Genomic DNA, 13,278 nt, shown 5'->3' on the forward strand with positions numbered 1-13,278 from the left:
GCGCAGCAAAAGTCGATGCAACGGCGCGTATTCGTCAAACAGTTTCTGGCTGGAAGCGCATGGAAAGGTCAATCGCGTGCACATGCTTGGTCAGGCTGCCGATGGAAATGCGGTCGACCCCCGTCAGGGCGATTTCGCGCACATTGTGGATGTCGATGCCGCCGGACGCTTCGAGGATGGCCTGTCCGCGGTTGATCCTGACGGCTGCAGCAAGTGCCGGGATATCGAAATTGTCGAGCAGGATCAGCTTGGCGCGCACTTTCAGTGCGGTCTGCAGTTGTTCGAGGGTTTCCACCTCGATCTGGATCGGCACCTCAGCACTCAGCGCACGGGCATTTGTTAGCACGGCCTCGATACTGCCGGCTGCGGCGATGTGGTTTTCCTTGATTAATATTCCGTCGTAAAGCCCGATGCGCTGGTTGAGCCCGCCGCCTATGCGCACGGCGTATTTTTGCGCGATGCGCAGTCCGGGCAATGTCTTGCGCGTGTCGAGTATATGGGCGCTTGTTCCGGCGATGGCGTCGACATATTGCCGTGTGGCGGTAGCAGTCGCGGAAAGCGTCTGCAGGAAATTGAGCGCGCAACGTTCGGCTGTCAGCAAGGCGCGGGCGGGGCCGGATAAGGTGCAGATCGTGCTGCCGGCCTTGACCTGGTCACCTTCCTGAACCAGCCATTCGATCGCAATCTCCCTGGAGACGTGGCGGAATGCTGTGCTTGCCCATGGGATACCGCAAATCACGGCATCTTCGCGCACGAGGATGGTGGCGGTTGCCAATTGGCCTGCGGGCACCAGCTGGGCAGTGATATCGCCCGCGCCGACATCCTCTTCCAATGCGCGCAGGATATCCGCCTCGATGACTTTTTGCAGGGCGTTGGGGAGCAGTGCTTGCTGTGATGTGGAGTCCATGATTTACATTATAATGCAGTCATCCATCTCTCAAGTCTTATTCAAGATGAAGCTCCTATACTCCAACACCAGCCCATATGCGCGCAAGGTGCGCGTGGTGGCCGCAGAAAAGCGCATCGACGTGAACATGGTGCAGGTCGTGCTTGCCGACCCGGACTGTCCGGTCATCGACCATAATCCGTTGGGGAAGATCCCGGTGCTGATCTTGCCGGATGGCGACAGCCTCTATGATTCGCGCGTGATCGTGGAATACCTGGATCATCGCACGCCGGTGGCGCACCTGATTCCGCAGGACCATACCGCCAAGATTGCTGTCCGGCGCTGGGAGGCGCTGGCTGACGGCGTGACGGATGCGGCCATTGCGGCCGTGATCGAGGGACGCCGCCCGGAAGAGGCGCAGGACCCGGCAGTGATTGCCAAGCAGCTAGGCAAGGTGGAGCGCGGCCTCAAGACCCTGGATCAAGACCTGGAAAAGAAAAAATGGTGCGTCAATGAAAGCTTCAGCCTTGCTGACATTGCCGTGGGATGCATGCTGGGCTATCTGGAGCTGCGCTACCAGCATCTGAACTGGAAGCAGCAGTATCCCAGCCTGGCCAAGCACTATGCGGCGATGATGAAGCGGGCTTCATTCAAGGATACTGCGCCAACCTCGGCCTGATCGGAGGCGGTGGGAAGCGAAGATAAACAGTCCTGAGGCCGAGCTCGTTAAAGGGCTGAAGTGATGATGCCGCCGCCCAGGCAGACGTTGCTTTCATAGACCACGACCGATTGACCCGGCGTGATGGCCCATTGCTTCTGGCCGAAGCGGATGTCCGCGCTCTCGCCGGTCAGCTTGTCGATTTCGCAAGGCGCATCGGGTTGGCGATAGCGTGTCTTGGCGGCATAGACCCAATGGGTTTTCGGCTCTTCTCCCGCAATCCAGTGCAGGTTGCCTGCGACAAGTCCGTCATTGAGCAGCAACGGATGGTCGTGCCCTTGTACCACGATCAGCACATTGCGCTGCATGTCCTTGCCCGCGACGAACCAAGGTTCGCCGTTGCTTTCCTTCGAGCCGCCGATGCCCAACCCCTGGCGCTGCCCCATGGTGTAGTACATCAGGCCATTGTGCTGGCCGACGACCTTGCCTTCCGGCGTCTGGATTTCTCCGGGCGCGCGCGGCAGGTAGCGGCTGAGGAATTCCTGGAACGGGCGTTCGCCGATGAAGCAGATGCCGGTGGAATCCTTCTTTTCGCTGGTGGGCAGGCCGGCGCGGCGCGCAATGTCGCGTATTTCGCGCTTGAGCAGGTGGCCTAGCGGGAACAGGGTCTTGGAGAGTTGCGCCTGGTTGAGGCGGTAAAGGAAATAGCTCTGGTCCTTGGTGCCGTCGTCCGCCTTCATGAGCTGGAACAAGCCGTTCTTCTCGCGCACCTGCGCATAATGTCCGGTGGCCATGAGGTCGCCGCCCAGCGCCATGGCATGGTCGAGGAATGCCTTGAACTTGATCTCGGAGTTGCAGAGGATATCCGGGTTGGGCGTGCGGCCGGCGCTGTACTCCTCGAGAAAGTTGGCAAACACGCGCTCCTTGTATTCCTTGCTGAAGTTCACCGCCTCGATCTCGATGCCGAGCTTGTCGGCGACTGCCGCCGCATCGATCAGGTCCTGCTTGGCCGGGCAGTATTCGTCGGTATCGTCATCCTCCCAATTCTTCATGAACAGGCCGACGACTTCGTAGCCTTGTTCCTTGAGCAATAGTGCGGCGACGGAGGAATCGACGCCGCCGGACATGCCGACGATGATTTTTTTCTTCATGATGGTGTTCTATCTGCTAATTGGCAATGCTATAAATGGGTAACCACATTGAGCGGGAAATGCTGCCCCGCCAGGTAGTGCTCGACGCAAGTGAGTACTTGCGGGCTACGGTGCCTTGCCTGGCTGGTGCTGATCTCGTCCGGGGTCATCCAGACTGTACGGATAATGCCGTCGTCCAAGGGCAAGCCTGGCTGATGGTCGTCAACATGGCCGATAAAGGCGAACCGCAGGTAGGTAATGTCCTTGAGCGGGTGGCGCCAGTGGTAGATGCCCAGCAGGCTTTGCGGCGTGAAACGGTAGGCGGTTTCCTCGCGGGCTTCCCTGGCGACGGCTTCCAACAGGCTTTCGCCATTCTCCACATGCCCGGCAGGCTGGTTGAGGCGGATGCCGTCCGCGGTTTCTTCCTCCACCAGGAGAAAGCGGCCGTCCTGCTCCACGATGGCAGCGACAGTGGTATGGGGTTTCCAGATCATGGACTTCTTCACCAGGCAGCTGGCCGCATCCGCAGCCAGGTAACGTAAACCCATAATTTTACAGCGGTATTGATCGTGAAGCCAGCATTGCCGTCGGCGTGCTGCTGTAACTTTCTTGTTGGAGGCGAAGGCTATCGGGTAGTATCGTCGCCCAATATCAACCTATTACAGGCCATGTGCATCAAATATGACACGCATTTATCTCGCTTCCCGCTCACCTAGGCGCGCAGAGCTGTTGCAGCAAATCGGCGTGGAGTTTGTCGTCATCCCTTCCGATATAGACGAGTCTGTATATAATGCGGAGTCGGCTGCCGATTACGTGTTGCGCCTCGCACGAGAAAAAGCCCATGCTGGCGCGGCCAGCTTGCAGGTGCTGGATATGCCGGTGCTGGCTGCGGATACCACGGTATGCGTCGATGGCGCCATTCTCGGCAAGCCGGCAAGCGACGAGGAGGCCTATGCCATGCTGGCGTCCATGTCGGGCCGCTGGCATGAGGTGCATACGGGGGTCGCGCTGGCAAGCAACCGCGGCGTGGGGGTTGCGTTGTCAACGACGCGCGTGAAAATGGCGGCATTAAGCCATGGCCTGATCGCTGCCTATGTGTCCAGCGGGGAGCCGCGGGACAAGGCTGGCGCTTATGGCATACAGGGCCTGGGAGGGACATTGATAGAGCGCATCGAGGGCAGCTATTCCGGCGTCATGGGGCTGCCACTTTTTGAAACTGCGACATTGCTGAGGAATTGCGGTTTTGCCATTCCCAATCGGGCAGCCTAGATTTTAAGAATAAGCTGGAAAATAAATTTAAGTGATGTCATGAGTGAAGAAATTCTGATCAATGTCACCCCGCAGGAAACCCGCGTCGCCATCGTCGATCAGGGGGTATTGCAGGAGCTGCACGTAGAGCGCGCCACTTCGCTGGGGCTGGTGGGCAACATCTATCGCGGCAAGGTGTGCCGCGTATTGCCGGGAATGCAGTCCGCCTTCGTCGAGATCGGTCTGCAGCGTGCCGCTTTCCTGCATGTGGCGGACATCCTGGAATGCTGTAGCCCGGAGAAGGAAAAAGCCATCCAGGAAGTATTGCACGAAGGCCAGCCGGTCATGGTGCAGGTGATCAAGGAGCCGATCGGCACCAAGGGCGCGCGCCTGACCACGCAGATCAGCATTGCGGGCCGCTTCCTCGTGTATCTGCCGCAACAGCAGCATATCGGCGTATCGCAGCGTATCGAGGACGAGGCTGAGCGCGAACTGCTGCGCGAGCGCCTGCTGCGCCTGCTGCCGGAAAAGCGCGAGGGCGGCTACATCATCCGCACCATGTCGGAAGCGGCGACCGATGAAGAGCTGTTGGCGGATATCGATTACCTGCAAAAGGTCTGGAGCAATATCCAGGCGGCCAGCCATGGGGCTGCCGACCGTTCCTTGGTGTTCCAGGACCTGGATTTACCCATGCGCGTGCTGCGCGACGTGGTCAATGACGAAACGGAGCGCATCCTGGTGGATTCGCGCGAGACTTATCAAAAGCTGCTGGATTTCGCCAGCCACTATGCGGTGGGGGCGGTGAAGCGTATCGAGCATTACCAGGGCGCGCGCCCGTTGTTCGACATGTACAACGTCGAGCACGAGATCAACAAGGCCATGTCGCGCAAGGTGGAGCTCAAGTCGGGCGGCTACCTGATCTTCGACCAGACCGAGGCGCTGACCACCGTGGACGTGAACACGGGCGGCTTCGTCACCGGGCGCAGCCTGTCAGACACTATCTTCAAGACCAATCTCGAGGCCGCGCAATGCATCGCGCGCCAGCTGCGCGTGCGCAACCTCGGCGGCATCATCATCATCGACTTCATCGACATGGATGAGGAAGAGCAGCAAAACGCCGTGCTCGCAGAGCTGAAAAAGACCGTGGCCAAGGACAGGGCGCGTACCGGCGTGAACGGGTTTTCCACGCTCGGCTTGGTCGAGATGACGCGCAAGCGCACGCGCGAAAGCCTGGCGCACCTGCTGTGCGAGCCTTGCCCGTCCTGCAAGGGGCGCGGCGAGGTCAAAACCGCGCAAACCGTTTGCTATGAAATTTTCCGCGAACTGCTGCGCAACGCCAAGCAGTTCACCGCCCGCGAGTTCCGCATCCTGGCCGCGCCCAAGGTGATTGACCTGCTGTTGGACGAGGAGTCCCAGAGCCTGGCCAATCTCTCGGATTTCATCGGCAAGCCGATTTCGCTGCAGGCGGAAACGCATTATGCGCAGGAAACCTACGATATCGTGCTGATGTAGGTTTAGAGCCTGTTCATGATCTTTTCATAGGACACGTTGTCCCGGTAGGGTAGCCGCTGCTGCGTTACGAATCTGCTCTTAGTACGGGCATCCGCGTCCATGCCGGCTTACTTCCGCTTACATTCTTTTGCGCAAGCTTTACCTTGAGCTTTGTCATGGTCTTGTTTCTGGACTTATACTCGAACAGGACAATATTCTGATCAAGGAGAAATGCCATGCGCAACATATCCCGCAGACAGCTTCTGAAGCTTGGAGGAGGCCTGGGCCTGTTGGCCGTTCTGCCCCTAGTTGGGCATTCCGCCTTCGCGGCTGAAGGGAAACCCCTGAAAATCGGCACTATCGGCGCCGGGAACCTGGGTGGTGCGGTCGGTGCTTTATGGGTGAAGGCGGGGCACGAAGTCCTGTTTTCCTCACGCGACCCTTCAAGCCTGAAATCGTTGGTCGATAGATTGGGTCCCAAGGCGCGCGCCGGCACTGTGGAAGAGGCGATTGCATTTGGCGATGCCGTTTTGCTGGCCGTGCCTTATGAGGCCTATCCGCAAATCGGCCGCGACTACGGCGCGGCGCTCAAGGACAAGATCGTGCTGGACGCCGGCAACGCCAACCGCAGCTCGCTGTATCCGGAGACTCAGGCCAACGGCATCGGCGTTACCACGGCCAAATACCTGCCCGGCGCACGCATCGTGCGCGCCTTCAATGCCGCGAATAACCGTGTATTCACCGACAATGCGGGCCGCACGCCGCGCATCGCCATCCCGATTGCCGGCGACGACCAACAGGCGCTGGACGTCGCCAAGGCGCTGATTTCCTCGGCCGGTTTCGACCCCCTGGTCGTAGGCGGGTTGAAGGATGCCGACAAGTTCGCCATGGGAACCGATGGCTTCGGGCATATCCTGACGGCTGACGAATTGGCGAAAAAGCTCGGCGTTGCACGTTGATCTCTGCCGGGCCGAAGACCACAAACAGCCGACTGTCGGTGGTGAGTTCTAGTTTGTAGTAGGCTCTTAGAACAAGCGCAGCAATTGCTGCTCCATCGGCGTGACAAGGACGATCAGGACCAGTTGCGCGACGATGAACACGACCAAGGGGCTGAGGTCGAAACCGCCGGCTGTGGGGATGCGGTTGCGCAATGGGCGCAACAGCGGCCGGGTAAGCGCATCCAGCACTGGCGTAAGGATGGTGTGGGGATTGATCCAGCTGAGGATGGCTTGAAGCAGCACCGCATAAAGGAAGATGTAGATGCTGAGCTTCAACAGGCCGACAAATGCCAGGCCCAGCAAGGCGATCCATATGGTGTTGTCCGCCACGAGCAAGGGAAAGTCGCGTATCCACAACGAGCCCACTTGCAGCAGGAACTGCGCAATGAATGCCAGCAGCAGGGTGGAAGTGTCGAGGCCGCCGATTCCCGGGATAAAGCGCCGGACGGGCCTGACCGCGAAGTTGGTCACTGCGACCATGGCCTGGGAAACGGGATTGTGGAAAGGCGCGCGGGTCAGCTGCAGGTAAAAGCGCAGCAACAATGCCAAGGTAAATAAACCGAGGATGGTATGCAGCAGAAACTGCAAGGCGTTATTGATCATGCAAGCCCCCGGCATGAAATAGTATTGAGCATGGTTAGTCCTTTCCTAGCTGTTCGCCCAGTTCGCGAGCGCGCTCAGCGGCGGCATGCGCTGCCTGGATAATGGCTTGTTTGATGTTGGCCTGCTCCATGGAGAGGATCGCGCGTTCGGTAGTGCCGCCCTTGGAGGTCACCTGGGCGCGCAGCGCAGCGGCGGGCGTATCGCTCTGGCTGGCCAGCCGGCTGGCTCCCAGGAAAGTCTGCAGGCTCAAGGCGTGCGCCTGGTCGGGAGCGAAGCCCAGGTCCAGGGCCGCCTGTTCCAAAGCCTCGATGAAATAGAATACATAGGCCGGGCCGCTGCCTGAAATCGCGGTCACCGCATCTATCTTGCCCTCGTCATCGACCCATAATGTGCTGCCCGCCGCAGACAACAGCAGGTCGGCCTGTTCGCGCTGTTCTATGCTGACGCCATCCGCCGCATAAAGGCCGGATACGCCGGCCTGGATCTGGGCCGGCGTATTGGGCATGACGCGCACGATGGCGCTGTAGCCGTTCAGCCAGCGGCTGAGCGCGTCGCAGGTGATGCCGGCCGCAATGGATATGACGAGCTGCTGGTTGAGGAAGCTGGCGAGAAAGATCGCCAGGTCGCGTAATTGCTGTGGCTTGACAGCCAGCACGATGATGTCTGAGTTGGCGACGCTGGGCAGGTGCTCGGTGGCGTGAATGCCGAATTCTTCCGTCAATTGCTCCCGCTTTGCAGCATCAAGCTCAATGACATTGATGGCGGCCATGTTGTAGCCCTTTTGCTTGAGGCCGCCGATAATCGCGCGCGCCATGTTGCCGCCGCCGATAAAGCTGATTTTCATGTTGGTTGGTCTGTGGTTGGTTTGATCCGGGCCCCGAAAATGGCAGAGCCCACCCTCACTATTGTCGCACCCTCTTGAACGGCTGCGGGAAAATCTTCGGACATGCCCATGGATAACGTATCCAAGTGGTGTCCGGACGATTGCAGGCTGTCGTAGATGTCACGTACGGCGCGAAACTGCGACTGTTGTTCCTGCGGGTCATGGGTAGGGGCCGGAATCGCCATCAGCCCGCGCAGGCGCAGTTTGGGCAATTGCCTGATATGGTCTGCCAGGGCAATCGCGTCGGCAGCGCTGGTGCCGCTCTTGCTGTCTTCACCGCTGACATTAACCTGGATGCAGACCTGCAGCGCCGGTTGGCCGGGGCCGCGGGCGGCATTGAGCCTGTCTGCGATCTTGGCGCGGTCCACGCTGTGCACCCAGTCGAAATGCCTGGCGATTGGCTGCGTCTTGTTGCTCTGGATGGGGCCGATGAAGTGCCATTCGATATCCAGGCCTTGGAGTTCTTCCTGCTTGGCGAGCGCTTCCTGCAGGTAGTTCTCGCCGAACTGGCGTTGTCCGAGGGCATAGGCTTCGCGGATGGCGCTGGCCGGATGCGCCTTGCTTACGGCAAGCAGGCTCACAGAATCGGGCGCTCTTCCAGCATCAAGCGCAGCCGCCTCGATACGGGCCTTGATTGCTTGCCAGCGCTTGCCAATTGTGTCCATAATCCGTCCATTCTTCATGATTGCAACTATCCCGGCACCGGCGTGCCAGGTCTGGAATTATAACAGGAGCCTGTTTTGGATATTTCTGATTTGCTGGCGTTCTCGGTCAAAAACAAGGCTTCCGACTTGCACCTTTCGGCGGGCATGCCGCCGTTGATCCGGGTGCATGGCGACGTGCGCAAGATCAACGTGCCGCCGCTGGACCACAGCGCCGTGCACGACATGGTGTACGACATCATGAACGACGGCCAGCGCAAGGTATACGAAGAAACGCTGGAATGCGATTTCTCCTTCGAGATTCCCAACCTGGCGCGTTTCCGCGTCAATGCCTTCAACCAGAACCGCGGGGCTGGCGCGGTGTTCCGTACCATTCCCTCCAAGGTGCTGACCATGGAACAGCTCGGCTGTCCGCCTATCTTCCGCGAGATTGCGCAGAACCCGCGCGGCATCGTGCTGGTGACCGGGCCGACCGGCTCCGGTAAATCCACTACGCTGGCGGCGATGATCGATTTCATCAATGAAAACGAGTTCGGCCATATCCTCACCGTGGAAGATCCGATCGAATTCGTGCATACCTCGAAAAAGTGCCTGATCAACCAGCGCGAGGTCGGGCCGCACACCCTGTCTTTCGCCAATGCCTTGCGCTCTGCTCTGCGCGAGGACCCGGACGTGATCCTGGTCGGCGAAATGCGCGACCTGGAAACCATCCGCCTCGCACTCAGCGCCGCCGAGACCGGCCATCTGGTGTTCGGCACCCTGCATACCAGTTCCGCGGCCAAGACCATAGACCGTATCGTCGACGTGTTTCCCGCGGCGGAGAAGGAAATGGTGCGCTCCATGCTCTCCGAATCGCTGCGCGCCGTGATCTCGCAGACCTTGTGCAAGACCAAGGATGAGCAAGGCCGCGTGGCGGCGCACGAGATCATGATCGGCACGCCCGCGATTCGCAACCTGATCCGCGAGAACAAGATCGCGCAGATGTATTCCGCGATCCAGACCGGGCAGAACGTCGGCATGCAGACGCTGGACCAGAACCTGCAGGACCTGGTGCGACGCAACGTGATTTCCCTGGCCGAGGCAAGAACCAAGGCTGCCAACAAGGATGCCTTCGTCGGCTAACCGGGATTAAGGAATAGCATGGATCAAGGGCAAGCGGAGAAGTTTGTATTCGACCTGTTGCGGTTGATGCTGGGCAAGAAGGCATCCGACCTTTTCATTACGGCCGCCTATCCGCCCGCGATGAAGATCGACGGCAAGATGACGCCGGTGACGCAGCAGGCATTGACGCCGCAGCAGGCGCGCGAGATCGCGCGTGCAATCATGAACGACAAGCAGGCCGCGGAATTCGAGGCGACGCGCGAGTGCAACTTCGCGATCGGGATGCCCGGCGTGGCGCGTTTCCGCGTCAATGCCTTCGTGCAGCGCGGCAGCGTCGGGCTGGTGTTCCGCACCATCACCACCAAGATTCCGCGCCTTGAGGAACTGGGGCTGCCCGAAGTGCTCAAGGACGTGGCGCAGTCCAAGCGCGGGCTGGTGATCTTCGTCGGCGGCACCGGTTCGGGCAAGTCCACATCGTTGGCAGCGATGGTCGGTTACCGCAATGAAAACAGCCACGGTCACATCATCACCATCGAAGACCCGATCGAGTTCGTGCACGAGCACAAGAACTGCATCATCACCCAGCGCGAGATCGGCGTCGACACCGACAACTGGCATACCGCGCTCAAGAACACCTTGCGCCAGGCGCCCGACGTGATCCTGATCGGCGAAATCCGCGACCGCGAAACCATGGATTATGCGATCGCCTTCGCCGAGACCGGCCACCTATGCATGGCAACCCTGCATGCGAACAGCACCAACCAGGCGCTGGACCGCATCATCAACTTCTTTCCCGAGGAGCGCCGGCACCAGCTGCTCATGGATTTGTCGCTCAACGTGAAGGCTTTTGTCTCCCAGCGCCTGATTGCCCGAAAAGACAGCACGGGGCGGGTGGCTGCCATGGAAATCATGATCAACTCGCCCCTGATTTCCGACCTGATCTTCAAGGGGGATGTGCACGAGATCAAGGACATTATCGCCAAGTCTCGCGAACTGGGCATGCAGACGTTCGACCAGTCGCTGTTCGACCTGCACGAGGCTGGCCTCATCACCTATGAGGATGCCTTGCGCAATGCGGATTCGGTCAACGACCTCAGGCTCAGGATCAAGCTGGAAGGCAAGGATGCAAAAGACCGTGACCTTTCCGCAGGATTGGATAATCTCGGTATAGTGTAACCTGCCATGCCGGCATGGTTGCTGGCAATTCACAATTTCTTTTCTGAAAGCTTGATATGCTGGAATGGTTGGCAAGCCCCGAAGCCTGGATCGCACTCGCAACGTTGACCGCCCTGGAAATCGTCCTGGGCATAGACAATATCATCTTCATCTCCATCCTGGTCGGCCGCCTGCCGGAAAAGCAGCGCAATACCGCCAGGCGGCTCGGGCTCAGCCTGGCGATGATCGCGCGCCTGGCGCTCCTGTTCTCCATTTCCTGGGTCATGGGGCTGACCAAGCCCTGGTTCGAGATCGCTGGCGTGGAAATTTCAGGCCGCGACTTGATCCTGATCGGCGGCGGCTTGTTCCTGCTCGCCAAGGCCACCCACGAAATCCATAACAGCCTCGAGGGCATGGATGGGCATGGGGACGGCCATGTCGCGGTCAACAGCATGGGCATGGTGCTGGTGCAGATCGCGGTGCTGGATATCGTCTTTTCACTGGATTCCGTGATTACCGCGGTCGGGCTTGCCGACCATGTCGGCATCATGGCGACGGCCATCATCATCGCGGTCGGCGTGATGCTGTTTGCCGCCAAGTCGATCGGGGATTTCGTCGACAACCATCCCACCATCAAGATTCTTGCCTTGTCGTTCCTGATCCTCGTGGGCGTCACGCTGATGGTGGAGGGGTTCGACGTTCACGTGCCCAAGGGCTACATCTATTTCGCGATGGCGTTCTCGGTGGCGGTGGAAATGCTCAACATCCGCATGCGCAAGCGCGTGAGTGAAAGAAAGCCGGTAAAGCTGCGCAAGAAACCGATGCAGTAATGATTTGCCATGTGCCGCAATAGTGCACGGCGTTAAATCATGGTGCGGAGCAAGATAAGAAAGCAAATTTATTTCAGCCTATCTTGCTGAGTAATATGTAATTTTATACATACACTCAATTGGTATCCATATTGCTTTGGCTCCTAATGATCTTTTCAATATCATGGGAGTTGGCCAAATGAGTGAGCATGTCTGTCAGCAAGGGTGCCGTCATCATTCACATGCAGCGGATAACCCGGAAATCCAGCAGGAGTTTCAGGAAGGCAGGCGCGATTTCATGCGCGACTTTGCCGTTGGCGGCGTGCTCGCCTCTGCGGCAAGCATGGGTATCAGTGCCAGTGCTTTTGGCCAGACTACGCCCAAGTCTGGTTCTTCCACAGGGCATGCTACCCATTACTATATTCCCGCCAACGATAAAACCGTGAATTGGGGGTTCTTCAGTAAATCCTTGAAACCCCTTGTGGAGCTTGAGTCGGGTGACTTCGCCACCATGGAGACATTGACCCACCATTCCAATGACGATGCATCGCTCATGGTCAAGGGCGACCCTGGCGCCGAAAGCGTGTTTTATTGGGACAGCAAGCGCAAGAATGTGGATCGGCGCGGCATAGGGCCGATGGACCACAAGCTGGGGGCCGGCGGCGGCCTGGGCGTGCATATCTGTACCGGGCCGGTTGCGGTCAAGGGCGCGCAGCCGGGTGACGTGCTGGAAGTGCGGATTGTCGATGTGGTCTTGCGCCCGAGCGCCAACCCCGAATTCAAGGGCAAGGCTTTCGGCTCCAATGTTGCCGCCAACTGGGGCTTTCATTATAACGACCTGATAGAAGAGCCGAAGAAGCGCGAAGTGGTGACGATCTATGAACTGGATGCCACAGGCGAGCGCAACTGGGCCCGGGCATTCTATAACTACCGCTGGACGCCGCAGACCGATCCTTTCGGCGTGGTGCACCCGATTGTCGATTACCCGGGCGTGCCTGTGGATCACAGCACCATCAGCAAGAATTACGACGTGCTGAAAAATATCCGCGTCCCGGTACGCCCGCATTTCGGCACCATGGGGTTGGCGCCAGTGGAAGCCGACATGGTGAACTCCATCCCGCCGAGCTATACCGGCGGCAATATCGACAATTGGCGCATCGGCAAGGGCGCGACCATGTATTACCCAGTTTCAGTGCCGGGCGGCATGTTCTCGGTGGGGGACCCGCATGCCTCGCAAGGCGATTCCGAAATGTGCGGCACCGCGATCGAGTGCTCCTTGACCGGCACCTTCCAGTTCATTCTGCACAAGAAGGCCGACCTGGCGGGGACCGCACTGGAAAGCCTGCAATATCCGTTGCTGGAAACCCAGGATGAATGGGTGCTGCACGGCTTCAGTTATGCCAACTACCTGGCCGAGCTTGGCGCTGACGCGCAGAACAGCATCTTCTCCAAATCCTCGCTGGATCTCGCGCTCAAGGACGCATTCCGCAAGATGCGGCATTTCCTCATGCATACCCAGCATTTGAGCGAGGACGAGGCGGTTTCACTGATGTCAATCGGCGTCGACTTCGGCGTCACCCAGGTGGTGGATGGCAACTGGGGCGTGCATGCCGTGGTGAAGAAAGGTATTTTCCCGGCACGCGATGTCTAGTTT

The 13,278-nt window shown here is 59.0% G+C and carries 14 protein-coding genes; 8 read left to right on the plus strand and 6 right to left on the minus strand.

The window, feature by feature from the left end:
* Nucleotides 1-34: 34 nt before the first annotated feature.
* The gene (nadC, locus tag ACKF11_RS12545) at nt 35-907 is read right to left on the minus strand and encodes a carboxylating nicotinate-nucleotide diphosphorylase (protein WP_407997301.1); all 873 of its coding nucleotides are present in this window, start codon (nt 905-907) and stop codon (nt 35-37) included.
* Between the two features lie 46 nt (nt 908-953).
* On the opposite strand from nadC, the gene ACKF11_RS12550 reads away from it, so the two are divergent.
* Complete coding sequence (locus tag ACKF11_RS12550; protein WP_407997302.1) at nt 954-1,565, plus strand: glutathione S-transferase family protein; 612 nt, start codon at nt 954-956, stop codon at nt 1,563-1,565.
* Nucleotides 1,566-1,612: 47 nt separating this feature from the next.
* Here ACKF11_RS12550 and mnmA read toward each other — a convergent pair whose 3' ends face one another.
* Together mnmA and ACKF11_RS12560 are read right to left on the minus strand one after the other, a co-directional pair.
* Entirely contained in the window at nt 1,613-2,695 is a 1,083-nt protein-coding gene (gene mnmA, locus ACKF11_RS12555) for a tRNA 2-thiouridine(34) synthase MnmA (protein WP_407997303.1), read from the minus strand.
* A gap of 29 nt (nt 2,696-2,724) precedes the next feature.
* A complete protein-coding gene (locus ACKF11_RS12560) occupies nt 2,725-3,168 on the minus strand; it encodes an NUDIX hydrolase (RefSeq protein ID WP_407997332.1) in 444 nt (147 codons plus the stop codon).
* 187 nt (nt 3,169-3,355) lie between these two features.
* On the opposite strand from ACKF11_RS12560, the gene ACKF11_RS12565 reads away from it, so the two are divergent.
* The 3 genes from ACKF11_RS12565 (at nt 3,356) to ACKF11_RS12575 (ending at nt 6,372) form a co-directional block, all read left to right on the plus strand.
* Nucleotides 3,356-3,943, plus strand: a complete 588-nt coding sequence (locus tag ACKF11_RS12565; protein WP_407997304.1) for a Maf family protein — start codon at nt 3,356-3,358, stop codon at nt 3,941-3,943.
* A 39-nt stretch (nt 3,944-3,982) separates the two neighbouring features.
* Complete coding sequence (gene rng / locus ACKF11_RS12570) at nt 3,983-5,434, plus strand: ribonuclease G (protein WP_407992969.1); 1,452 nt, start codon at nt 3,983-3,985, stop codon at nt 5,432-5,434.
* Nucleotides 5,435-5,649: 215 nt separating this feature from the next.
* The gene (locus tag ACKF11_RS12575) at nt 5,650-6,372 is read left to right on the plus strand and encodes an NADPH-dependent F420 reductase (RefSeq protein WP_407997305.1); all 723 of its coding nucleotides are present in this window, start codon (nt 5,650-5,652) and stop codon (nt 6,370-6,372) included.
* A gap of 66 nt (nt 6,373-6,438) precedes the next feature.
* Here ACKF11_RS12575 and ACKF11_RS12580 read toward each other — a convergent pair whose 3' ends face one another.
* The 3 genes from ACKF11_RS12580 to ACKF11_RS12590 are packed head-to-tail and all read right to left on the minus strand — an operon-like array spanning nt 6,439 to nt 8,562.
* A complete protein-coding gene (locus ACKF11_RS12580) occupies nt 6,439-7,014 on the minus strand; it encodes a YggT family protein (RefSeq protein WP_407997306.1) in 576 nt (191 codons plus the stop codon).
* Nucleotides 7,015-7,048: 34 nt separating this feature from the next.
* Nucleotides 7,049-7,858 (minus strand): pyrroline-5-carboxylate reductase, encoded by an 810-nt coding sequence (gene proC, locus ACKF11_RS12585; RefSeq protein WP_407997307.1) that lies wholly within the window; start codon nt 7,856-7,858, stop codon nt 7,049-7,051.
* A complete protein-coding gene (locus tag ACKF11_RS12590) occupies nt 7,855-8,562 on the minus strand; it encodes a YggS family pyridoxal phosphate-dependent enzyme (RefSeq protein ID WP_407997308.1) in 708 nt (235 codons plus the stop codon). Before ACKF11_RS12590 ends, proC begins: the two co-directional genes overlap by 4 nt.
* A 75-nt stretch (nt 8,563-8,637) precedes the next feature.
* Between ACKF11_RS12590 and ACKF11_RS12595 the strand changes: the two genes are divergently transcribed.
* The 4 genes from ACKF11_RS12595 (at nt 8,638) to ACKF11_RS12610 (ending at nt 13,275) form a co-directional block, all read left to right on the plus strand.
* On the plus strand, nt 8,638-9,681 hold the full coding sequence (locus ACKF11_RS12595; protein ID WP_309566387.1) for a type IV pilus twitching motility protein PilT: 1,044 nt from the start codon (nt 8,638-8,640) through the stop codon (nt 9,679-9,681).
* An 18-nt stretch (nt 9,682-9,699) separates the two neighbouring features.
* On the plus strand, nt 9,700-10,836 hold the full coding sequence (locus tag ACKF11_RS12600) for a PilT/PilU family type 4a pilus ATPase (protein ID WP_309566389.1): 1,137 nt from the start codon (nt 9,700-9,702) through the stop codon (nt 10,834-10,836).
* 56 nt (nt 10,837-10,892) lie between these two features.
* Nucleotides 10,893-11,645, plus strand: a complete 753-nt coding sequence (locus ACKF11_RS12605) for a TerC family protein (protein WP_309566391.1) — start codon at nt 10,893-10,895, stop codon at nt 11,643-11,645.
* A gap of 178 nt (nt 11,646-11,823) precedes the next feature.
* Nucleotides 11,824-13,275 carry an acetamidase/formamidase family protein gene (locus tag ACKF11_RS12610; protein WP_407997309.1) on the plus strand — a complete coding sequence of 484 codons (1,452 nt, stop codon included), beginning with the start codon at nt 11,824-11,826 and terminating at the stop codon, nt 13,273-13,275.
* Nucleotides 13,276-13,278: the final 3 nt, after the last annotated feature.

The sequence above is a fragment of the Methylobacillus draconifructus genome (assembly GCF_045984385.1).
In the GTDB taxonomy this organism is placed as follows: Bacteria; Pseudomonadota; Gammaproteobacteria; order Burkholderiales; family Methylophilaceae; genus Methylobacillus; species Methylobacillus flagellatus_A.